At 63.1% G+C, this 20,990-nt stretch carries 20 protein-coding genes and 1 pseudogene; 10 read left to right on the top strand and 11 right to left on the bottom strand.

Going from position 1 to position 20,990, the window contains the following annotated elements:
• Positions 1–39: 39 nt before the first annotated feature.
• Together AMC88_RS24945 and AMC88_RS24940 are read right to left on the bottom strand one after the other, a co-directional pair.
• A complete protein-coding gene (locus tag AMC88_RS24945) occupies positions 40–1,581 on the bottom strand; it encodes a DHA2 family efflux MFS transporter permease subunit (RefSeq protein ID WP_064826254.1) in 1,542 nt (513 codons plus the stop codon).
• Positions 1,582–1,833: 252 nt separating this feature from the next.
• Entirely contained in the window at positions 1,834–2,742 is a 909-nt protein-coding gene (locus tag AMC88_RS24940) for a flagellin N-terminal helical domain-containing protein (RefSeq protein ID WP_064826253.1), read from the bottom strand.
• A 372-nt stretch (positions 2,743–3,114) separates the two neighbouring features.
• Between AMC88_RS24940 and AMC88_RS24935 the strand changes: the two genes are divergently transcribed.
• A complete protein-coding gene (locus AMC88_RS24935) occupies positions 3,115–5,136 on the top strand; it encodes a beta-N-acetylhexosaminidase (protein ID WP_064826308.1) in 2,022 nt (673 codons plus the stop codon).
• 111 nt (positions 5,137–5,247) lie between these two features.
• Here AMC88_RS24935 and AMC88_RS24930 read toward each other — a convergent pair whose 3' ends face one another.
• Positions 5,248–5,988, bottom strand: a complete 741-nt coding sequence (locus tag AMC88_RS24930) for a helix-turn-helix domain-containing protein (protein ID WP_064826307.1) — start codon at positions 5,986–5,988, stop codon at positions 5,248–5,250.
• Positions 5,989–6,265: 277 nt separating this feature from the next.
• Between AMC88_RS24930 and AMC88_RS24925 the strand changes: the two genes are divergently transcribed.
• Positions 6,266–7,312, top strand: a complete 1,047-nt coding sequence (locus AMC88_RS24925) for a DMT family transporter (protein WP_064826252.1) — start codon at positions 6,266–6,268, stop codon at positions 7,310–7,312.
• Between the two features lie 71 nt (positions 7,313–7,383).
• On the opposite strand, the gene AMC88_RS24920 is transcribed toward AMC88_RS24925, so the two are convergent.
• The 5 genes from AMC88_RS24920 to AMC88_RS24900 all read right to left on the bottom strand — a co-directional run bounded on the left by AMC88_RS24920 (position 7,384) and on the right by AMC88_RS24900 (position 12,062).
• Positions 7,384–8,586 (bottom strand): ROK family transcriptional regulator, encoded by a 1,203-nt coding sequence (locus AMC88_RS24920; RefSeq protein ID WP_064826251.1) that lies wholly within the window; start codon positions 8,584–8,586, stop codon positions 7,384–7,386.
• A gap of 75 nt (positions 8,587–8,661) precedes the next feature.
• Positions 8,662–9,885, bottom strand: coding sequence for an MFS transporter (locus tag AMC88_RS24915; RefSeq protein WP_064826250.1), 1,224 nt, complete (start codon positions 9,883–9,885; stop codon positions 8,662–8,664).
• A 100-nt stretch (positions 9,886–9,985) separates the two neighbouring features.
• Entirely contained in the window at positions 9,986–10,762 is a 777-nt protein-coding gene (locus AMC88_RS24910; protein WP_064826249.1) for an SDR family oxidoreductase, read from the bottom strand.
• Between the two features lie 25 nt (positions 10,763–10,787).
• Positions 10,788–11,651 carry a MurR/RpiR family transcriptional regulator gene (locus tag AMC88_RS24905; protein ID WP_042119901.1) on the bottom strand — a complete coding sequence of 288 codons (864 nt, stop codon included), beginning with the start codon at positions 11,649–11,651 and terminating at the stop codon, positions 10,788–10,790.
• Positions 11,652–11,672: 21 nt separating this feature from the next.
• The gene (locus AMC88_RS24900) at positions 11,673–12,062 is read right to left on the bottom strand and encodes a RidA family protein (protein ID WP_012490676.1); all 390 of its coding nucleotides are present in this window, start codon (positions 12,060–12,062) and stop codon (positions 11,673–11,675) included.
• A 111-nt stretch (positions 12,063–12,173) separates the two neighbouring features.
• Between AMC88_RS24900 and AMC88_RS24895 the strand changes: the two genes are divergently transcribed.
• From AMC88_RS24895 to AMC88_RS24870, 6 genes are all read left to right on the top strand, one after another.
• Positions 12,174–12,656 carry a hypothetical protein gene (locus AMC88_RS24895; protein WP_012490675.1) on the top strand — a complete coding sequence of 161 codons (483 nt, stop codon included), beginning with the start codon at positions 12,174–12,176 and terminating at the stop codon, positions 12,654–12,656.
• 30 nt (positions 12,657–12,686) lie between these two features.
• Positions 12,687–14,162 (top strand): M81 family metallopeptidase, encoded by a 1,476-nt coding sequence (locus AMC88_RS24890; protein ID WP_064826248.1) that lies wholly within the window; start codon positions 12,687–12,689, stop codon positions 14,160–14,162.
• Positions 14,163–15,263 carry a D-TA family PLP-dependent enzyme gene (locus AMC88_RS24885; RefSeq protein ID WP_064826247.1) on the top strand — a complete coding sequence of 367 codons (1,101 nt, stop codon included), beginning with the start codon at positions 14,163–14,165 and terminating at the stop codon, positions 15,261–15,263.
• 357 nt (positions 15,264–15,620) lie between these two features.
• Positions 15,621–16,223 carry a TetR/AcrR family transcriptional regulator gene (locus tag AMC88_RS24880; protein WP_064826246.1) on the top strand — a complete coding sequence of 201 codons (603 nt, stop codon included), beginning with the start codon at positions 15,621–15,623 and terminating at the stop codon, positions 16,221–16,223.
• A gap of 43 nt (positions 16,224–16,266) precedes the next feature.
• A complete protein-coding gene (locus tag AMC88_RS24875; protein ID WP_064826245.1) occupies positions 16,267–16,725 on the top strand; it encodes a cupin domain-containing protein in 459 nt (152 codons plus the stop codon).
• A 54-nt stretch (positions 16,726–16,779) separates the two neighbouring features.
• The gene (locus AMC88_RS24870; protein ID WP_064826244.1) at positions 16,780–17,187 is read left to right on the top strand and encodes a hypothetical protein; all 408 of its coding nucleotides are present in this window, start codon (positions 16,780–16,782) and stop codon (positions 17,185–17,187) included.
• A 181-nt stretch (positions 17,188–17,368) separates the two neighbouring features.
• On the opposite strand, the gene AMC88_RS24865 is transcribed toward AMC88_RS24870, so the two are convergent.
• Genes AMC88_RS24865 through AMC88_RS24855 form a run of 3 tightly spaced genes read right to left on the bottom strand, consistent with a single transcriptional unit; the run spans position 17,369 to position 19,519 of the window.
• Positions 17,369–17,983, bottom strand: a complete 615-nt coding sequence (locus AMC88_RS24865; protein ID WP_064826243.1) for a cysteine hydrolase family protein — start codon at positions 17,981–17,983, stop codon at positions 17,369–17,371.
• Positions 17,984–18,035: 52 nt separating this feature from the next.
• Positions 18,036–18,710, bottom strand: a complete 675-nt coding sequence (locus AMC88_RS24860) for a glutathione S-transferase family protein (protein WP_064826242.1) — start codon at positions 18,708–18,710, stop codon at positions 18,036–18,038.
• Positions 18,711–18,760: 50 nt separating this feature from the next.
• A complete protein-coding gene (locus AMC88_RS24855; protein WP_064826306.1) occupies positions 18,761–19,519 on the bottom strand; it encodes an SDR family NAD(P)-dependent oxidoreductase in 759 nt (252 codons plus the stop codon).
• Between the two features lie 169 nt (positions 19,520–19,688).
• Here AMC88_RS24855 and AMC88_RS24850 point away from each other — a divergent pair, with 169 nt between their 5' ends.
• Both AMC88_RS24850 and AMC88_RS24845 read left to right on the top strand, forming a co-directional pair.
• Complete coding sequence (locus AMC88_RS24850) at positions 19,689–20,588, top strand: AraC family transcriptional regulator (protein ID WP_064826241.1); 900 nt, start codon at positions 19,689–19,691, stop codon at positions 20,586–20,588.
• Positions 20,589–20,601: 13 nt separating this feature from the next.
• Positions 20,602–20,795, top strand: a pseudogene (locus tag AMC88_RS24845) (D-TA family PLP-dependent enzyme); the annotation flags it as partial.
• Positions 20,796–20,990 lie beyond the last annotated feature (195 nt).

The following is a 20,990-nucleotide window of genomic DNA, read 5'->3' as shown; positions in this document are numbered from 1 at the left end:
ACCGGTGATCGGCAGATCGACAAGCGATCGTGGCGGTCTTCACCCCGGCGCCGGCCGCCTGGCGAAGGGCACCCACAACAGGGCGCAGCCGGTCAGGATGGCGACGACCATCCAGGCTTCGTTGATCGCCTGAACGATTGCCGCGGCTTGGATCAGCGGGTCGAGCAGCGCCGTGGTATCGGCGTCGAAGCTGCCACTATGTCCTGATATCGTCAGAAGCGGTGCGCCGACGAATGTCGCCGCCTCGATGTCGCCGGCCTGAAGGCGCGCCCACAGATCTTGGCCCAGCGGCTCCGAGCGGCTGTAGATGATGGTGTCGATCAGCGCGATGCCGATGGCGCCGCCGAGATTGCGCATCAGATTGAAAAGCCCGCTGGCATCGGGAATGCGGTCGGCCGGTAGCGTGCCGAGCGCCAGCCGCGTCGGCGGCAGCAGGCAGAACATGATGGCGACGCCGCGGACGATCTGCGGCCAGAACATCGCATCGTAATCCGAACGCGGATCCTGAAAGGCGCTCATGCCGACACCGGTCGCAAACAGGGCGAAACCGACAGCCGACAGCAGCCGCGCATCCATGCGCTTCTCCAGCGCGACCGCGACCGGAGCGGTGACCAGCTGCGCGATGCCGGTGACCAACATCGTCATGCCGATTTCGAGCGCATCGTGGCCCCTGACGAAGGCGAGAAAAACCGGCATCAGGTAGACCGAGCCGAACAGGCCGATGCCGAGCACGAAACTCAGGACCGAGCCGACGAGAAAGTTGCGATCGGCGAAATTGCCGAGATCGACGATCGGCCGGCGCCGGCGCAGCGTCCGGCCGATGAACGCGCCTCCCGCCACAAAACAGACCGCCAGCAGGCTCAGCACATAGGCCGACGTCCAGCCGCTGGTCGGCGCCTCTTTCAGGCTGAGTTCCAGGCTCGTCAGCGCCGTCGCCATCAGGAGAAGCGACAGGGCGTCGAGATGCCGGAGTTCGGACGGGTCGGCCGCCTGCCGCGGCAGGAAACGGGCCGCTAGGACCGCCGAGGCAATGCCCGGAAGGATATTGATCAGGAACAGCCAGTGCCAGGAATAGGTTTCGGTCAGCCATCCGCCGACGATCGGCCCGACGGTCGGCGCCAGCACCGCCAGCACGCCGGCGATGGTGGTCGCAAGCGCCTGTCGCTCGTTCGGGAAGAGGATGAACACGGCCGAAAACACCGAGGGGATCAGCGTCCCGCCGGAAAAGCCCTGAAGCACTCGCCAGGCGACGAGCGTGCCGAAACTGCCGCTGGCGGCGCAGCCGGCCGAGGCAATCACGAACAGGATGATGGCGGCAACGAACAGCCATCGCATCGTCAGGAGCCGCGTCAAGAGGCCGGTGAGCGGGATGGCGATCACTTCGGCGATGAGATAGGCCGTCTGTATCCAGCTCATCTGATCCGGATCGATGCCGAGCGCCGACTGGATGGTCGGCAGCGACGTCGCCACCACCTGAACGTCGAGGATGGCCATGAACATGCCGACGCACATGGCCAGGAAGCCGAGCCAGACGATGGCAGGCGTTCCGTCAGGGCGAGCAGCTTCAGGTCGTTCCGCCATGCGATGATCCCGCCAACGCCGCATCTTTCTGCATTGGTGGGAATATCTAGCGCATCGGCTGGAAAACCGGAATTGGTTTTCGGACCAAGGGGGATTGGAAATGTTGCGGCATCCTTGACCCGTCAATACACGCTAAGCGTTTGCATAGTATCAAAACGCAACCGAGCGTGGCCGGAAAGGCCAAGCTCGGTGCTCGACCGCGAATGTGGTCCGGGCGTTCTATGCGCCCGGCTCCCTTTGCATCGACCAGGATCAGCCGCGGAACAGCGACAGGATGTTCTGGGACGAGGAATTGGCGATCGACAGCGACTGGATCGCCAGCTGCTGCTGCGTCTGCAGGGCGGAAAGCTTGCTCGATTCCTCCTCCATATCGGCGTCGACCAGCCGGCCGACACCGGAGTCGATCGAATCCGACAGCGCACCGACGAAGTCTTCCTGCAGATCGATGCGGGTCGAGATCGAACCCAGTTGCGCACCGGCCGAGGTCATCGCCGAGAGCGCGGATTCGATGGTCGTCAGCGCCGACTGGATCTGGCCGGTGGTGAAGTTGGTGATGTCGAGCGAGTAGACGGAATCGCCGTTTGCATCGGCCGTTCCGAGGATACCCGAGGAGGTTTCGATCGACCCGCCGTTCATGCCGAACAGCACGTTGCCGGTGGAGCTGGTATCCAGAACGTAATCCGTCATCTTGACGGAAACGGCGCCGGAGCCGTCACGAACGAAGGAGGATACGACGCTCTTGGTGCCGTCAACGCCGGCGACCCAATTTTCACCCGAGAACGACGCCGACTGGGCAATGCTCATCAGCTGTTCCTGCAGCTGGCTGATTTCCTCCTGGACCTTGGATTTGTCGACGCCGTCTTCGGTCGCCGCCACCAGCTTGGCTTTGATCTCGTCGACGACGTCGATCGCGCTGTCCATCGCCGTGTAAGCCGTATCGACCTTTGCCGCGCCGAGGCCGAGCGCGTCGGAGACGGCAGACAGCGCCTTGTTGTCGGAGCGCATCGTGGTGGCGATCGACCAGTAGGCGGCATTGTCGGATGCGGTGTCGACCCGATAGCCGGTCGAGACGCTGTTCTGTGTCGTTTCGAGATTGGAATTGATGCTGCGCAGCGTCTGAAGGGCAGCCATTGCGGAATTGTTGGTATTGATGCTCGTCATTGGAGTTCGCCTGCTTCGGAGGTTGAATATGGTGAAACCCGGGACACATCCCGGCCGTGGCGAGCAGCCTCATGCTTATTGACCCCATGTTTGCGATCAATTCGCCATCGTTGGATTAATTATCGTACTTAAAAGTACCTTAATGGTTAACGCGGGGGCGCGAGCCGAAATTTTTCGGAATTGCGACACTTCGAAGAGAGGAGCCTGTCTGCCGATCGGCGGCGAGAATTGGTCTCGGGCTCGGCCGCAAAAATTCCGCGCCGCCGATTGACGCCCCGGCGAAAAACCGACTATCAATATTAAATCAATTTGATTGACTTCAAATCGCATTCCGATCCTCGAAGCCTGGTTTTCCCTGAAGGAAGAGTGATGATGTCGACACCGCGACCGAACGCCCTGCGGCTTGAAACCCTTTGGAACCCGCCGGCCGACGGCAAGGAATTCTCCTATGTCCTGCGCCTCAAGAACCTCGGCAGCGAACCGCTTTCGAATTTTTCCCTCTGCGTCAGCGGCCCGGGCCGCGTCGATCCGGCCGGGCGCGTCGAAGGCGCGACGGTCTCAAAGCGGCTTTCCAATTTCACCGAATTCCAGCCGCCGGCCGGTTTCGTTCTCGGCGCCGGCGAGACCTGGACGGTCTCCGTCTATGCGCTGAGCTGGCAGTTCCGCCACTGGACGGACGGGGCGACGAGCGCCTATCTCGCGCTTGCCGACGGCGGCACTATCGTGCTCGGCGTCGAGCCGACGCGCTCTTCGGTCAGCAACGCGACGCTGAAACGCGGCGCCGAGATCTATCCGGTTCCCGCCAACGCGCCCGTCCAGATCTCGGTCATCCCCTGGCCGAACCATGTCACGGTCTCCTCGCGCCGGCCGCTCCCGGCCGGTTTTGCGCCGCGGGCGCAGAGCAGCGAAGGGGAGGCGGCGGCGAAAGGCTTCGCGGCGCTGGTCGACCATCTCTTCGCCGTCGAAGGCATTGTGCGCAGCGAGGCGGAAGGCGCAGTGCCGGTCATCCTGAAGGATGCCGCCGGCTTCGGCCCCGAAGCCTATCGGCTGAGCTTCGACGAGGAGACCCTGACGGTCGAGGCGAGCAGCCGCACCGGCTTTCTCTATGGCCTCGTCACACTCGGCCAGATCTGGCGCGGCGCCAGGCTGCATCCCGGCGTCTTCCAGTTTCCCGCATCCGGCGAGATCGTCGACGAGCCGGCAATGGGCTGGCGCGGCCTGCATCTCGATGTCGCCCGCCAGTTCTATGGCGCCGCCGAGGTCAAGAAGCTGCTGGCGGTGCTCGCCTGGAACAAGCTCAACCGCTTCCACTGGCACCTTTCCGACGACGAAGCCTGGCGCGTCGAGATCGACGCCTATCCCGCCCTGACCGAGATCGGCGCCTGGCGCGGCCACGGCCTTGCCGTGCCGCCGCTGCTCGGGTCTAGCCCGGCCCGGACTGGCGGCTACTACACCAAATCCGTGATCCGCGAGATCGTCGCCCATGCGAAGAGCTTCGGCGTCGAAATCGTGCCGGAGATCGACATGCCCGGCCATTGCTACGCCATGCAGCAGGCGATACCGGAGCTGCGCGATCCGGCCGAGAAGGGCAGCTACTACTCGGTCCAGGGCTTTCCCGACAATTGCATCAATCCGGCCCGCGAGCAGACCTACGAGATCGTCGAGACGATCCTTTCCGAACTGATCGAGCTCTTTCCCTTCAAGGTCATCCATCTCGGCGCCGACGAGGTGCCGCTCGGCGCATGGTCCGGCTCGCCGGCAGCACTCGCGCGCCTGCGGGATGTCGCCGGCGACGCGGTTGCCGATGCCCATGCCAAGCGGCTGAACGTCGTCACCAACACGCACGGCGCCGACGATATCCACGGCTCGGGCGCAGCGATCCTGCAGGCGGCGTTCCTGGAGCGCGTCCAGCGTTTCCTGGCAAGCAAGGGCTGCATCACCGGCGGCTGGGAAGAGGCGGCGCACGGCGATGTCATCGACAAGGAGAAGAGCTATCTCTGCAGCTGGCGCAATGTCGAGGTCTCGGCCGAGCTCGCCGAACGCGGCTATCAAATGGTCGTCTGCCCCGGCCAGGTCTACTACCTCGACATGGCGCTGAGGCCCGATTGGGACGAACCGGGCGCCAGCTGGGCGGGGAATTCCGATGCGGAGAAGCTCTATAAGTTCGATCCGGTCGGCGGTTGGACGGCCGCCCAGAAGCAGAAGCTGCTCGGCATCCAGGCCTGCATCTGGTCAGAACCGATGACGGACCGCGCCGTCTTCGACCGCCTGGTTTTTCCGCGCATCTCCGGGCTTGCCGAAACCGGCTGGACGAAGCCACCCGCCAAGTCATGGGACCGCTTCAAGGCGCTCGCAGGGTTGATGCCGCTGCTTTATGGGCTGCAGGAGTCGTAAGGCATGTCTCGCAAAAGTGTGCTGCGGTTTTGCGATAAAGACATGCGTAAAAGCAAAACCTAAAACGTGACAAGCGAATCTGAAAGATCGCGACACGCTTTAGCACCGGCGTCACTGTCGCTGCCGGTAGGCAGAGGGCGTGAGACCTGTGCCCAGCTTGAAGGCCCGCGTCATGTGGCTCTGGCTGCTGAAGCCGCAGGCCGACGCGATCTGCGCGATCGGCTCCGCGCCTGACAGCATCGATTTGGCGCGCTCAACGCGACGGTGCGCCACCCAGCCATGCGGCGACACACCAAAGCTTGCCCGGAACATCCGCTGAAAATGAAAGGCGCTAAGCTGGCCGATATCAGCCAGATCCTGCAGGCGGATCGTCTCGCCAAGATGGGCCTCGATATAATCCAGGGTTCGGCGCCGCACATGCGGCGCGAGCCCGCCGCTGATCGTACAGGCACGCATGCCTCCATAACGCGGATCGACGAAGAGATCGTGGATCGCCTGCGTCATCGCTTCTTCGGCGAGCAGATGACCTCCCGCCAACATCGCTTCCGTCATCTGCCGAAGCCTGTGAGCCAGGACCGGTGCATCGTCGAAGGTCACTTCGGGAAGAGCCATGAGTCGCGCATCGCGGTCAAAGGTCTCGGCAAACATCCGCCGCATCTGATCGTCGGGAACATACAGATGGACGAATTCGAAGAAGTCGGTGATTTCCCATTCGGACGAGTACCCCTGCGGCATGATGCACAGCACACCAGGACGGCCGCGCGCGTCGGGGCCGCCATCCAGCCGCCGCGTTCCGGCGCCGCCGCTCAGATAAAGACTGAACGTATGACCGTCCGGCCGCTGATAGCTCATCCTGTCATGCGCATTGCTCCAGATGGCAGCCGATCGCCCGAAACCGAGATCGATCGACTGTGACATCCGCGCAGTGGGAGAGGCGGACAAAAACCTGAAAACCGAGAGGCGGCTATCGTTCACTCATTCTTTCTCACAGCTGGCCACGCGCTTAGAATAATACGGGGCGACCGCTGAGATGGCGAGAGGGAAGTCCGGGCACATCGATTTCATAGCAAGAATCTGCAAGAGACCCGCTCACGGTTTGCCTATTCGTGGAGAAAACGAGGATACCTCCATGGCAAATGCCGTTCTTTTCATCGCGACCGTCCTGATATGGGGGACGACCTGGATCGCCATCGCGATGCAGGTCGGTCCCGTGCCGGTGCTGGTCTCGGTCTTTTACCGATTTGCGCTCGCAGCGCTGATCTTCGTCGCCATCCTGGCTGTCATGCGCCGGCTCAAGCTTCCTGCCTTGCGCGATCAACCCTTCATCCTGGCGCAAGCGCTCTGCCTGTTCAGCCTCAATTTCATCTGTTTCTACAATGCCGCCGGCTCGATTCCGTCAGGGCTGATCTCGGTGATCTTCTCGCTCGCAACGATCTACAATGCCGTCAATGCGCGCCTCTTCTTCGGCGACCGCATTACCGGCCGCACGCTCATCGCAGCGGCGCTCGGCGCAACCGGTCTTCTCCTGCTGTTCGGAGAGGAGGTGGTCGTCGATTTCGATATGGGCACGTTGAAAGGGATCGGGCTTGCAGCGCTCGGCACGCTGTTCTTCTCGCTCGGCAACATGGCGTCGCGCCGCAACAGCGCGGCCGGCATCTCGCCGCTGACCGCCAATGCCTGGGGCATGACCTATGGCGCGATCATCCTCCTCGTGCTGATTGCCGTGACGCGGACGCCGATCGTGGCACCACCCGGCATCACCTATCTTGCCGCGCTGCTCTATCTCTCCGCCATCGGATCGGTGATCGGTTTCACCACCTATCTGATGCTGGTGTCGCGCATCGGCTCCTCACGCGCGGCCTACGCCACCGTGCTGTTCCCGATCGTCGCCCTGTCGCTGTCGACGGTCTTCGAGGGCTATCACTGGAGCGGTCTCGGTCTCATCGGCCTGGCGCTGACGCTGCTCGGGAACGTGGTCATCTTTGCGCGCCCTCTCAAGAGGGCTGCCCCTCATCCGGCTGCCGCCACCGACCGGGGTCGAGCCACGGGTCTCGACCCGTCCTTCGGACCCCCGCCCGCGGGGAGAAGGGAAGATGCCGCAACCCCTCCGTCCCTCGCCAACGTCTCGCAGGGCACGTCCCCTCTCCCCGTCATAACGGGGAGAGGGTTAGGGTGAGGGGCATGTCCCGTGGCCGTTGACCTACTCTCTAAGCTAACGGGAAATCGTCAAAATATCGGCCAAGCTTTTTAGCCGACCGGCTTCTGCAGCACGTCGAAGCGCGGATTGGTTTCGGAGAAGATCGGCAGGGCCGCGGCGCCGAGGATGGCGGTATCCTTGCCGGTCATGCCGATCATCACGCGCGGCACCGTCCGCTGTCGGCCGGGGTCGATCGGATCGTGCAGCGGCTCGAGCCGTGCGGCAAGCCGGCGCATCAGCGAGGTCGGCAGGCTGCCGCCGAGCACGATGGCCTGAGGATCGAAGGCGAGTTCGAGGAAATCGACGGTCTGCCGCAACGGCTGGACGGCCTGGTCGAGCCAGGCATCCAGACCTTCGCTGCCCCTTTCGATCAGCGCGTCGAGCGCGTCGGGCGAAAGCTCCCCTGCATCGGCGATGCCCATGAATTCGTAGGCGACCGACGGCGAGACATAACGATCGAGGCAGCCGCGTTTGCCGCAGCTGCAGAGCCTGCCATGCGGCTCGACGATGATATGGCCGATCTCGCCGGCATTGTTGCGGCTGCCCTTGTAGAGATGGCCATCGAGGAACATGCCGGCGCCGATGCCGCCGCCGCCGGCCAGAAACAGATAGACGAAGCTGGCGAGGCCGCGGGCAACACCGTGCAGGCGCTCGCCGATCGCCGCCGCCGTCGCATCGTTCTCGACCAGCACCGGCGCATTGAGCCGCTGTTCCAGCTCGTGGCCGACGGGGAATCCCTGCCAGCCGGGCAGGCTCTGGGGGCTGAGAGAGGTGGTGCCGCCCTCGGCATAACGGCCGGGCAGGGCGATGCCGACGCCGAGCAGCCGCTGCTGATCGAAGGCGAAGGCCTGTCTGAGATGCTCGACGATCGACTGGAGGACCGGCATGGCCCGCTGCGGATCGGGGTGTTCGACCTGGCGCTCGATGCGCGCGCAGACGGCGCCGGAGAGATCGGTCAGCACGCCGCTCGCCCGCTGGCGGCCGAGCTCGAGACCGATCGAATAGGCGCCGGCGGGATTGATGGAATAGGGGATGATCGGCTGGCCGCGCGCCAGCTTCTGCGCCTCGGCGGCGACGAGCAGATGCGACCTCTCCAGTTCCTCGACGATATTCGACACCGTCTGCGGCGTCAGCGCCGTCATTCGGGCGATCGCCGCCCGCGACAGGGAACCGTGCGTGCGGATCAACTCGATCACCACGCGTCGATTGTGAGACTTGGCCTGCTCGAGATTCGTGCCGGAGATCGCCTTCATGTCGCCTTCAAAGGATAAGCCTCACCACCCTTGTCACAAGACAGGTGGCGATGAAAGCCACATTCTTCGTGCCGCCTATTGAACCTCGGCGTCGGCAGGCGCAACGGCATTGCGTCGTTGCAGCAGGCCGAGGAGGGTGATCCCCGAGAGACCGGTGAGGGCACTCAGAATGGCGGTTCCGGAATAACCGATCGCCCAGGTGCCGGCGGCGAAGACCAGCGCACCGATGCCCGCACTCGCAAAGACATTGACGGAGATCAGCGCGCTGCCGAGCCCTGGCCGGTCGCCAATGAGATCCTGCAGGTAGGTGATCGGAATGCTGATGATCGCCGCAGCACCGATGCCGGCAAGCAGGGTCAGCGCATAGAGATGCCATGGAGCGGAGGCAAAGCCGAGCAGGCCGAGAAACAGCGCATAGATGATGGTGCCGGCGGCCAGCGCCGTCATCTGGCCGGTCTGCCGGGCGATCCGCGACCAGACGATGATGAAGATGATCTCCAGCGCTGCGACGATGCCGACGAGAATGCCGACATCGCTGAGCCGGCCATGCGCCGCGCCCGTGGCGATCAACGGCAGAAGCGCATCATTCAGATGCAGCGTGCTGGTGATCAGGGCGACGCCTGCGATATGCGCCGAAACCCGCGGCGACACCACCTGGCGGAGCGCTTCGAAATAGGTGAGACGGCGAACCTCCGCCATCATCGCTCCGGCGCGCTTCGGAAGAGCAAAGAGGATGATGCCCTGGCACAGCACACAGGAGAGGCTGGCGAAGAGATAGGCCGGTAGCATGCTCGACGCGCCGGAGAGGACAAGACCCGTTATGCCGGGGATCAGCACCCAGGAGAGCGAGATCATCGCGCGCACGCCGGAGTTGGCCGTCACCATGTCGCTGCGGCTCATGCCGTGCATTGCCGCGCGCGCATTGGCAAACAGCAGCGAGTTCAGCGCCCCGTAGATCGGCAGCGGCAGCAGCGCACTGACGATGAAGGTCGCCGGGCTCGGAAAGGCATAGACGATGCCGTAGCCGACGATGCCGAACAGACAGGCGCCGATCATCGCCGAACGGTATTCGCCGAGCCGGTCGGCAAGATTGCCGAGCAGGACGCTGATCACCACATTGACCGCCGCCGAGGCAAAGGCGAGGAAGGAATAGAGCCCGTCGCTCAGGCCCAGTTCGCGAATGCCGACGATTGAGCGATAGGGCGCGGTCATCGCCCCCGCCATGCCGAAGGTGAAAATGGCGATCATGCTGGCGCGGATCGCCGGATTGCGGAAGACATCGGGAAAGAAGCGGCTCATCGGATCATCAATCGAATGGGAAGATTCGCGGGCGCGGCCGCGGCGGGCAGTCCTGAAGGTCTGTCATGCTGTCTGTGCGCTCGAAGATCGCAGCGGCTGATCAATAATGCTCTGATTGGGAGAAGGTTCGCGCCAGTTCGGCCTGGCCTGCCGTCAGCCCGCAATCGACCGGCAGGCAGACCCCTGATATGGCGGCGGCGAGCGGGCCGGCCAGGAAGCCCACGGCATTGGCGACATCCTTGGGATCGACGACACGCTGCAGCGGATACCAGCGGCGCGCCTCCTCGAAGACATTAGGATTGGCGGCGGCGCGCGCCTCCCAGGCCTGCGTCTTCACCGTGCCAGGGGCGACGGCATTCGAGCGGATGCCGAACTTGCCGTATTCCACCGCCACCAGCCGGGTGAAATGCAGAAGGCCGGCCTTGGCGGCGCTGTAGGCCGGATGCCCGAAAACGTTCATGCCGTTGACCGAGGCGATATTGACGACAGACCCTTTGGACGCCTTCAGCATCGGTTCGAAGGCGCGGAAGCATAGGAAAGCGGCTTCGAGATTGAGCGCATTGTCGGCCCGCCAGATCTCCGGCGTCGTATCATGCAGGCTGGTCGCCCGCGCCGCGCCGGCATTGTTGACCAGGGTTCGCACCAGCCCGGCATCGGCGGCGCGTTTTGCCACTTCTGAGATGCTCGTCTCGCTGGTCACATCGCAGCCGATGGCGACGAAACGGCTGGCCGGCCCGAGCCTGGAAGCGACGGCGGCCGCGGCCGCGGCATCGATATCGGCGAGCAGCACGACGTCGTGATCTTCGGCAAGACGCGCGGCGATCGCAGCACCGATATCGCCCGCCGCACCCGTGACGATGGCTGCCGATTGGGTCATTTTCCCAGACTCCCGCTCATGGATTTCAGTCTCCAAGCAATTGCCGGTCGTCGCCATCGCGGTGGATGACGAGCTGCTGCTTGATGCGCCGGAGCGTGGTCGTCGCCTTCGGCTGAACGGCATAGGCGACCAGGCTCGAGAGAATATCGACCGTCGCGATATAGGCGATGCGCGTCGAGGTCGGACGGTAGATATTGTTGCCTTCCGGAAGGTCGATCGGCACGACAATTTCGGCCGCCTTGGCAACCGGGCTGTCCGTCTGGGTCAGCGCGATCGTCTTCACCTTGTTCTGGCGGGCAAGCTCGAAGGCGCGCACCAGCTCCATATTGCGCCCGGAGAAGGACGAGCCGATCAGCACGTCACCCGGCCGAGCCGCCGCCGCCATCATCAGCTGCATGCTGTGATCGGAACTGGCGGTGATGCGAAGCCCGAGACGGAAGAGGCGGTTCTGCAGCTCGTCGGCGATCATCGACGAATTGCCGCCCGAGCCGAAGGCATAGATCATCTCGGCCTTGGCGATATGGGCAACGGCCGCTTCGATCGCCGCAAGATCGAGCGAGCGGTGCAGCAGAAACAGCGCGTTCTGCGCCTTGGTGATGATATCCTGGGCGACATCGGCCGGTTCGGTGCTTTTCGATTCCGGCTTCAGGTAGCGCACGCCGATATGGGCGGTGCGGGCGAGCTGCACCTTGAAATCGGAAAAACTCTCGCAGCCGAGCCGCCGGCAGAAGCGGGTGACGGTCGGCGGCGAAACCTCGGCGCGTTCGGCGAGCTCGATGATCGAGGCATTCACCGCGAACTCGAAATCATTGACGATGATCTCCGCGATGCGGTTCTCCGAAGGAGAAAGCCGGCTCTTATCTTCCTGCAATGTCGAAAAGATATCCAAACCGACTCCCACCGATTTTTCCTATGCGTCCTTCTTCTTATAGGCCACGCAGTCGATCTCAACCTTGCAATCGACCATCATCGACGATTGCACACAGGCGCGTGCGGGCGGATGCTCGCCGAAATACTCCTGATAGATCTTGTTGAAGGTCCAGAAGTCGCGCGGATCGTCGAGCCAGACGCCGACGCGCACGACATGCTCGACGCCGTAGCCGGCCTCCTTAAGAATCTCCAGCACATTGGCAATCGTCTTGTGGGTCTGGGCGATGATATTGCCGTCGATGATTTCGCCGTCTTCCATCGCAACCTGGCCGGAAACATAGAGCCAGCCATCGGCTTCGACCGCACGCGCGAATGGCAGCGTCTTGCCGCCGGCGCCCGTTTGAACCGTGCCATAGCGCTTGATGGGCATGCTGAAGTCCTTGCAAATTATTTTCTTGATCCGTTGACAAATGACCATAGAAAGCAGAATTTGACCAGTGAAAAACGCGATTTATGAAAAGAATTTCAATCCGGGGCAGACATGCGCGATCCTTTTCAGAACCCTTTCCCGTCCGACGGCGCCCGGCAGGCGATCTGGGAAATGCTCGTTTCGCGCGATATCGACGCTTTTCTCGCCGCGGACTGGTCGATGGTGGAGGATGATTTCGTCGAAGAGGGCTTCATCGGCATCGACGGCCGCAAGGAGGTGAACCCCGACAAGTGGCGGCTCGCCTTTCCCTCGCTCGCGGCCTATCGCGAGGAATGGCTGCGGCAGGCGAGAGATTTCGCCGGGCAGAGCTTCGCGGAAGATCCGCGCACGGCGATCTTCACCACGACGACGCTCGAAGATATCGAGATCGAAGGCGAGACGGCACTGGTCCGCAAGAAATTCGACGGCGGCATCACCAAGGCCGACGGCACCCGCGATGTCCTGCAATGGCAGACGCTCTATTATTGCCGGCTGCACCAGGGACGCTGGAAGATCTCAGGTTTCACCGGCTACCTGCCGAACCCGATGGGGTGAAGCGGGGCCTGCAACACGAAGGCCACTTTCTTGCGCATATTCACGGCAGCACTGGCGACCGAGACCAACACCTTCTCCCCGATCTGCGTCGATCGTCGCGCATTCGAAGCCTCGCTCTATGCGCCGCCCGGCCAGCACCCTGATACACCGACGCTCTGCACCGCGCCGATCACCGTTGGCCGGCGCGTCGCCAGAGAAAAGGGCTGGGAACTGATCGAAGGCACCGCCACCTGGGCCGACCCGGCCGGCCTCGTCAACCGGACGACCTATGAGGAGCTGCGCGACGAAATCCTTGGCCAGCTCAAGGCAGCCATGCCTGTCGATGCCGTCGTCATGGGCCTGCACGGCGCCATGGTGGCAGCCGGCTATGAAGACACGGAAGGCGATCTTCTCTCCCGCATGCGCGAGATCATCGGCCCCGATGTCCTCATCTGCGCCGAACTCGATCCGCACAGCCATCTCACCGCCAAACGTGTCACCGCGCTCGATTTCGCCGTCTATTTCAAGGAATTTCCGCATACCGATTTCGTCGACCGCGCCGAGGATCTCTGGCGCATCGCCGTCGATACGCTCGAAGGCCGGGTCAAGCCCCTGATGTCGGTGTTCGACTGCCGGATGATCGACGTCTTCCCGACCTCACGCGACCCGATGCGCTCCTTCGTCGACAAGATCATGCGGATCGAGAAGGATGACCCCGAAATCCTGTCGATCTCGGTGATCCATGGTTTCATGGTCGGCGACGTTCCCGAAATGGGAACGAAGCTGCTCGTCGTCACCGACAACCGGCCGGAGAAGGGCGCCGCCCTGGCGCGCGACCTCGGCCTCGAACTGTTTTCCAAGCGCGGCACCTTCATGGTGCCGCAGATCGACGAGAGGCAAGCGGTCTCGCGCGCCATGGCCGCCACTGCATGGCCCGTCGTCATTGCCGATGTCTGGGACAATCCGGGCGGCGGCACGGCGGGTGACGCGACCGTCATCCTCGCCGAGCTGATGGCCCGCGGCGTCACCAGTGCCGCGGTTGGCACCATCTGGGATCCGATGGCGGTGCAGATCTGTTTTGCGGCAGGCGAGGGGGCGGATATTCCGCTGCGCTTCGGCGCCAAATCGGCGCCCGGCACCGGCAATCCGATCGACGGCACCGTCAAGGTCGTCAGGCTGGTGAGGAACGCCGAGATGCAGTTCGGCGAGAGCTTGGCGCCTTTCGGCGACGCCGCCCATATCGTGCTCGACGGCATCGACATCATCCTCAATTCGACGCGCGCCCAGAGCTTCGACCCCAGCCTCTTTTCGGTGATGGGCATCGATCCCACGCAGCAGAAGATCCTGGTGATCAAATCCACCAATCATTTCTTCGCCTCCTTTTCGAAGATCGCCGCGGAAATCCTTTACTGCTCCGCCGGAACGCCCTATCCCAATAATCCGGCGACGACGCCGTACCGGCGGGCGCCGAAGACGATATGGCCGATCGTCGCCGATCCACATGGAAGAGAACGCGGAGCCGCCTGAATGCCTGATCGCAGCTTTGCCGTCGTCGCCAAGGCAGGCGACAGGATCGCCGATCTCTCGACGCCGCGCCCGGTCATCGACGAAGACCGGCTGGCTGCCAACATCGCCCGCGTCCAATCCTATATGGACGAACACGGGCTGAACTTCCGCCCGCATATCAAGACGCACAAGATCCCGGCGCTCGCCGTCGCACAGGTCGCCGCCGGCGCCAAGGGCATCAACTGCCAGAAGGTGACGGAAGCGGAAGTCTTCGCCGAAGCCGGCTTCAACGACATCCTCATCACCTTCAACATCCTGGGGCAGCAGAAGCTCGAGCGCCTCGCCAGGCTGAACGAACGCATTTCCGATCTCAAGGTCGTCGCCGACAGCGAACAGACGGTCGATGGCCTCGCCGCGCATTTCTCCGGCCACAAGCCGCTGACCGTGCTGGTCGAATGCGACACCGGCGGCGGCCGCTGCGGCGTGCAGACGCCTGATGAGGCGGCCTCGCTCGCCAGGCGCATAGCCGCGGCCGACGGCCTCACCTTCGGCGGCATCGTCACCTATCCCAAACCGCAAGCGGCCACCGCCGTCGAGGCCTTTATCGCCGAGACGCTGGACCGCCTGCAAGCGGACGGCATAACCTGCCCGATCGTCAGCAATGGCGGAACGCCGAGCCTGTTCGAGGCGCATCTCGTCCCCTCGGCCACCGAACACCGCGCCGGCACCTATATCTACAACGACCGCCAGATGGTGCGCATGGGCCATTGCAGCGAGGACGATTGCGCCATGCACGTGCTCGCCACCGTCGTCTCCCGCCCGACCGCCGACCGCGCCGTCATCGACGCCGGCTCGAAGGCGCTGACCTCGGACCTCCAGGGCTTCAGCGATTACGGCCTGATCGTCGGCTATCCCCAGGCGCGCATCACCAGCCTCTCGGAAGAACATGGGGTGATCGATCTCTCAAACTGCACCGGCCCGCGGCCGCAGATCGGCGAAAAACTCTTCATCATTCCGAACCACACCTGCGTGGTCTCCAACCTTTTCGACACGATGGTGTTTCATCGGGGCGGCGTGGTGACCCGCGTCGAGGATATCGCGGCCCGCGGTCTCGTCTGGTAGGAACCGATACTGGTTGAGGGCGAAACTGCCCTGATCGCCGAAGAGCGCATTGGTGAATTGCTGGCTTTCGGCAGGAATGCGGTCGCTGATATTGCGAGACGCGCCGCGCTGCGGATGCCTTCGTGGCCCGAGGATTAGAGCTTTTCCATGGGACAATAATCTTCCCATTGGTTTGTGGCCGGGGCTCGGACCTTGGGCGCCACTCTGATGCCGTGGCGATAATCCTTCACTTTCAACGATATCGGTCGCGGGAAAGCCGCTTTAGCAAGCGCCGCCTCATGAGTCCGCCAGAAAGGCATTGACCTGCATCCAGAATGATGTCACTTATGATGACATCAATACACTAAGAGAGACATAATGTCAGGATCGGCTGATACACGAAAATATTCCTCTCCGCTGAGAGAGCAGCAGGCGCTCGAGACGCGCGAGAGGATTCTGCGCGCAACCCTCGACCTCCTGAACGTCAATCCATTCGGCGACATCTCGATGGATGACGTTGCCAAATCCGCAGGCGTCGAGAGGCGGACGGTTTTCCGGCATTTCGCAACGAAGGAAGCCTTGTTCGACGCATTCTGGATTTTCATCAATGAAGGCATGAACGCGCAGACTTTGCCATCAACGCTCGACGAACTCGTTCACGCGCCGATCGATACGTTTCAGCAGTTCGACAAAAACCAGGGCGTCATACGCGCAAGCATTCACACTCCGGCGGGATACGCCATGCGTATGCGTACGATTGCGGCACGCCGGAAGGCATTCAAGGAGTGCTTTGGCGCCGCCGATATGGAACCGGCTTCAGAAAACGGGAAGAGGGCCGAGGCTCTTTTCCACCTCCTGTACAGCGCAGGGGCATGGGAAATCCTCAAAGACTACGCCGGCTTAACCGGTCAGGAGGCCGGAGAGGCGGCGTCATGGGCAATGCAGGTCATTTTGAAAGCCGCAAAGCCCGACCTCCCGTGATCGAATAAGTGATCGAGTTAAACCTATTCAAATGGAGAGTGACATGGGCATGGCATACAAGACACAAGAAAGCGCGGAAGCCCTGTGGGTTATCCGCGACAAGGTGCAGTTTATGGGTGAAGTTCCCGAAATGGGCTTGAGCGTCCTTGAGGTGACAGTGCCTCCCGGTTCCGGAACGCCGCCGCATAAACATCAATCGGTAGAGATATTCCGTGTTGTGAGCGGCGAAATCACCTTCACGCTCTTTGATGCGGCACCGCCTACCCAGATTGTGGCACATGCAGGCGACGTTCTCACACTACGCTCCTACCAGCCGCACAATTACGTCAATACCGGCACTCTACCTGCACAGATGCTGTCGATCGTCGAAAATCCCATGAGCCGATTTTTCCGCGACCTCGGCCAAACGGAGGTTCCGCCCGCCGGCCCGCCCTCGAACGAAGAAATCGAGGCTGTGATGGCCGCCTGCCAGCGCCATGGCATCGAAATCCTGAACATATGATTGGGTGCAGCAACCGGAAACCCGGTTGCCCCTCTTTCTCAAAGGTTGAAACAAATGCTTTCGCGTATTTTTCTGAGACTCGGCGCGAGTTGCGGGCTGGTCGGCATGGCGCTTGGCGTCTACATGGCGGCATCCCACGATCACGTTCTCGCGCCTGTTCATGCCCACGTGAATCTTATTGGTTGGGTCGGCATGTTCCTCGCAGGGCTGTTTTACGCCCAACGACCCGATGCTGCAGGCGGCAAGCTTGCCCGTGCCCACCTTGCCTTCACCGTCGCCGGGTTGCTCATCCTCGCGCCCGGCCTCGCCGGGGTACTCCTCGGCTATCCGTTCGGCGAACTCATGGCAGCACTCGGATCAATCCTCACAATTGCAGCGATGGCGCTCTTTGTCGTGGTGGTGTTTCGATCCGAAGCAAACCCCGTATTGCCGTCTGATCACCGACCGGCCCACCATGGATAGGGCGGAAGGAGGCATTCCCTGCTTCCAAAGTGGTCGCCGACAGCGAGGTGACGGGAGACGGACTCGCCGCGCATTCTTGTTTGACACGATGGTCTTCCAACACTGCGGCGTCGCAACCCGTGTCGCACGCTGGCCTGGAACGACGATGCCCAGCGCCACCTCGGCGGCGCCGGGCAACGGCTTAAGCTTGCGCCATGAATGCCTGCGTCGTGATCGCATTTGCGTAGAAAGGTGCGATGTCGCTCAGGAACGAGGTCTGCTGCTCCCTGGTGAAGGCCGCTGACGCATCGTAGATGACGTTGGTGTGATAGCCGAGGTCGTGGGCGTTGCGCACGGTCGACTCGACGCACTGCCGCAGGGCGAAGCCCATGACGTAGATGTCGAAGATGCGGTTGTTGCGCAGGTAGCTGTCGAGCGTGGTGGCGGCAAAGGCGCTGCTGCCGCCGGTGCGCTCGCTGATGACATATTCGCCGTCGCGAGGCTCGAACCCCGGGAAGAAATCGGTCTGCTCGCCGAGAAACGAGCCATAGTCACGCACCATCTTGCGCAGCCCGTACTTCCCTTCGCCCAGCACCCGGTAGTTCGGTTCGAGCACCATCCTGACATGGATGATCTCGATGTTGCGGCGCCGGGCGTCTTCGAGGACCTTCTTCGAATTGGCGATCGCGGTGTCGATCTGCTCGCGGTCCTGGAACTGGCAATTGATGCCGCCGGTGGGGGCCAGCCAGTCGTTCTGATATTCAATGAGGATCAGCGCGCTCCTGGCGCCGGCTTCGTTGGTTGCGTGGTCGGTCATGATGTTATTCCTTTTTTGATGATGTTCGGGGTGCTCGCCTCTGCGGTCGGCGTCAGGCCGCGAGGAGAGCCTGATGCTGGCGCAGATGCGCGCGGAAGCGGTCGGCATAGTCCGCGACCACCGCATTCCTGACGCTGGCGCGCGCCGCCAGTGCCGCCCGCCACGCCGAGACACGCGGGAAGCCTTCGAAGATCGCCTGCGACACGGCGGGATCGATGATCGAGAAATAGCGGAAGAGCGGGGCGTAGACCGCATCGACCATGCCGAAGGCGGCGCCGGCGAAATACGGTCCCGACCCCAGCTCGGCCTCCAGCTTCCGGAGCCGGTCGCGGAACGCGGCCCGCTTGGCGTCCGCGGTCGCCGGATCGGTGGCGTTGAGAAACTGCCAGCCATCGGCCAGGGTCTGCGTCGCGAACTCGATCCACGCGCGCTGCCGGGCGCGCAGCAGCGCATCGTCGGGATACATCGCCGCGCCGCCCTGCGTTTCCTCCAGATACTCGCAGATCACCACGCTTTCGAAGAGGATGGCGTCCTCGTCGTCGGTCTGGTGCACCTTGAGCAGTGGAACCTTGCCGGTCGGCGACAGCGCCAGGAACCAGTCGGGCTTGGCCGAGAGGTCGACGTTGATCCGCTCGAACGACATGTTCTTCTCGAGAAGGACGATCGCGGCGCGTTGAACGAACGGGCAGAGCGGATGGCTTATGAGTGTCAGGCTGGGGTCGGGCATGATGGCCTCTCGATGTGACGGCAATTCCGGATGAGGGAGCGGCGCGGCGGTCAGATCGCCTGGCCGCCCGAGATGTCGAAGGTGGTGCCGTTCGCCCAGCCCATGTCGTCGGAGAGGATGGCCGCGACCGCGCCGCCGATGTCGTCGGGATCGCCGACGCGGCCGAGCGCGATGGTCCCAGCGACATAAGCGTTGACGTTCGCATCGTCGCGGACCACGCCGCCGCCGAAGTCGGTCGCGATGGCGCCCGGCGCGATCGTGTTCACGCGGATCTGCCGCGCGCCCAGCTCGACCGCCATGAACTTGGTCAGCGTCTGGATCGCCGCCTTCGCCGCCGCATAGAGGCCGTAGCCCGCCATCGTGACGCGCACGAAGCCCGACGAGACGTTCAGGATGCGCCCGCCATCGACGATCAGCGGCAGCAGCTTCTGTGTCAGGAAGACCGGGCCGCGCAGATGCGTGTCGATCAGCGAGTCGAACTGTTCCTCGGTCGCGTCGGTCAGCAGCGCGTACAGGCCATGGCCGGCATTGTTGACCAGGAAGTCGAACTGCTCGCGGCCGAACCGGATCCTCAGCGTCTCGGCAACCGTCTCGGCAAATGCCGGGAAGCTCGCCGCGTCGCTGACGTCGAGCGCGATCATCGCGGCCTTGCCGCCTAGCGCCTCGATCTCCTGGCGCAGCGTATCGGCCTCTGCCGCGCCGCTGCGATAGGTGCCGATGATGGCGACGCCGCGCTTGGCAAGATGCAGCGCCATGCTGCGGCCGAGGCCGCGGCTGGCGCCGGTGATGATTGCAATCTGCTTGGTCATGGTCTGTCCTTCGTGCATGGTTTTTCCGGAAGGCCGCACCGCTGCGGCGTCGTTCCGATGCCAACCAGATAAGCAGAGCGCGCCTCGCCCGCCCGCCCAATGCTCTCAATCTATTGCCTGATTGTCTCAAGCTCTTTGCTTGCTCGAAAAACAATGCCATAGAAGGCTGATGACCGAGCATCTCCAGCCGCATATCGACCTTGCCCTGCGCCACGCACGATCGGGGATGACCGTTACGCCGATCCAGCGACTGGAGATCGGCGTGGGCCAAGCGACATCAGGCACGGCGCCTTGCCTATACCGCTCGATGATCTGCTTCATCCTGCAGGGGTCGAAGGATGTGGTGATCCACGACACGCTGTTGCGCTACGACTCCGCGCAGTATCTCGTCAGCGCGCTGGATCTGCCGCTGAGCGGCCAGATCCACGATGCCGATGGCGGCCGACCCTATGTCGCTGTGTCGCTCGTCCTCGACCCCGCATTGCTGGCCGAGGTCGCGTCCACCATGCCACCGGTGCGCGACGCCGATGCGCCCGGCATCGGGATCGCGATCAATCCGATGACCGCGCCGCTGCGCGACACGCTGCTGCGCCTGCTGGCGCTGCTCGACACGCCGGCCGACATTCCGGTTCTGGCGCCGATGGCGGAACGCGAATTGCTTTATCGTCTCCTGCAAGGCCCGCAGGGACGCCTGCTGCGCCATATCGCCCAGCCCGAGGGGGCGCTCGGCCGGATCCGGCGTGCGGTCGAATGGATTCGCGATCACCAGAACGGGCGGCTGCGGATCGAGGCCCTATGCGACGCCAGCGGCATGAGCCGCGCCAGCCTGCACCGCCACTTCGTGGCACTGACTGGGCTAAGCCCGATCCAGTATCAGAAGCAGCTGCGATTGCAGGAGGCGCGACAACTGCTGCTCTCCGGCGACCGAACCGCTTCGGACGTCGCCTTCGCCGTCGGTTACGAAAGCGCCTCACAATTCAGTCGCGAATATCTCAGGCAATTCGGCGCGCCCCCGGTACGCGACATACGTCAGTTGAGGCAGACGATCGGCAGCCCGGCAGAGGCGTAATCGGCAATCTTGCACCGTCATTTCGCCCCCAAACCCGCCGACCGCGGCGTCATCGACGCCGGCTCGAAAGCGCTGACCTCGGACCTCCAGGGCTTCAGCGATTACGGCCTGATCGTCGGCTATCCCCAGGCGCGGATCACCGGCCTCTCGGAAGAACATGGGGTGATCGATCTCTCGAACTGCACCGGCCCCCAGCCGCAGAGTGGCCCTGATCGCTGAAGGCCGCAGTTATTGGTGGATTGTTCGCGGACTCGATAATAGCAAGGATTCAGTCGTGGTATCACAAGATCTGCGCGCGGCAGAGCATGAGTGTCCGCTTTGGGACCGTGACCGGACCGGGCCGCTTCTGGCGTCAAATTTGACGGAGTATGCAGGCGAAGCTGTGCGTTCGGGCGTGAGCGC

The sequence above is a fragment of the Rhizobium phaseoli genome (assembly GCF_001664385.1).
GTDB lineage: Bacteria > Pseudomonadota > Alphaproteobacteria > Rhizobiales > Rhizobiaceae > Rhizobium > Rhizobium phaseoli.
Note: the sequence above shows the minus strand (reverse complement) of the source record. Positions and strands in the feature narration are given on the sequence as shown.

Excerpts from the sequence above, each read along its gene's own strand:
- AMC88_RS24945 (WP_064826254.1), bottom strand. The coding sequence starts at position 1,581 with ATGGCGGAACGACCTGAAGCTGCTCGCCCTGACGGAACGCCTGCCATC.
- AMC88_RS24940 (WP_064826253.1), bottom strand. The coding sequence starts at position 2,742 with ATGACGAGCATCAATACCAACAATTCCGCAATGGCTGCCCTTCAGACG.
- AMC88_RS24935 (WP_064826308.1), top strand. The coding sequence starts at position 3,115 with ATGTCGACACCGCGACCGAACGCCCTGCGGCTTGAAACCCTTTGGAAC.
- AMC88_RS24930 (WP_064826307.1), bottom strand. The coding sequence starts at position 5,988 with ATGAGCTATCAGCGGCCGGACGGTCATACGTTCAGTCTTTATCTGAGC.
- AMC88_RS24925 (WP_064826252.1), top strand. The coding sequence starts at position 6,266 with ATGGCAAATGCCGTTCTTTTCATCGCGACCGTCCTGATATGGGGGACG.
- AMC88_RS24920 (WP_064826251.1), bottom strand. The coding sequence starts at position 8,586 with ATGAAGGCGATCTCCGGCACGAATCTCGAGCAGGCCAAGTCTCACAAT.
- AMC88_RS24915 (WP_064826250.1), bottom strand. The coding sequence starts at position 9,885 with ATGAGCCGCTTCTTTCCCGATGTCTTCCGCAATCCGGCGATCCGCGCC.
- AMC88_RS24910 (WP_064826249.1), bottom strand. The coding sequence starts at position 10,762 with ATGACCCAATCGGCAGCCATCGTCACGGGTGCGGCGGGCGATATCGGT.
- AMC88_RS24900 (WP_012490676.1), bottom strand. The coding sequence starts at position 12,062 with ATGCCCATCAAGCGCTATGGCACGGTTCAAACGGGCGCCGGCGGCAAG.
- AMC88_RS24895 (WP_012490675.1), top strand. The coding sequence starts at position 12,174 with ATGCGCGATCCTTTTCAGAACCCTTTCCCGTCCGACGGCGCCCGGCAG.
- AMC88_RS24885 (WP_064826247.1), top strand. The coding sequence starts at position 14,163 with ATGCCTGATCGCAGCTTTGCCGTCGTCGCCAAGGCAGGCGACAGGATC.
- AMC88_RS24880 (WP_064826246.1), top strand. The coding sequence starts at position 15,621 with ATGTCAGGATCGGCTGATACACGAAAATATTCCTCTCCGCTGAGAGAG.
- AMC88_RS24875 (WP_064826245.1), top strand. The coding sequence starts at position 16,267 with ATGGGCATGGCATACAAGACACAAGAAAGCGCGGAAGCCCTGTGGGTT.
- AMC88_RS24870 (WP_064826244.1), top strand. The coding sequence starts at position 16,780 with ATGCTTTCGCGTATTTTTCTGAGACTCGGCGCGAGTTGCGGGCTGGTC.
- AMC88_RS24865 (WP_064826243.1), bottom strand. The coding sequence starts at position 17,983 with ATGACCGACCACGCAACCAACGAAGCCGGCGCCAGGAGCGCGCTGATC.
- AMC88_RS24860 (WP_064826242.1), bottom strand. The coding sequence starts at position 18,710 with ATGCCCGACCCCAGCCTGACACTCATAAGCCATCCGCTCTGCCCGTTC.
- AMC88_RS24855 (WP_064826306.1), bottom strand. The coding sequence starts at position 19,519 with ATGACCAAGCAGATTGCAATCATCACCGGCGCCAGCCGCGGCCTCGGC.
- AMC88_RS24850 (WP_064826241.1), top strand. The coding sequence starts at position 19,689 with ATGACCGAGCATCTCCAGCCGCATATCGACCTTGCCCTGCGCCACGCA.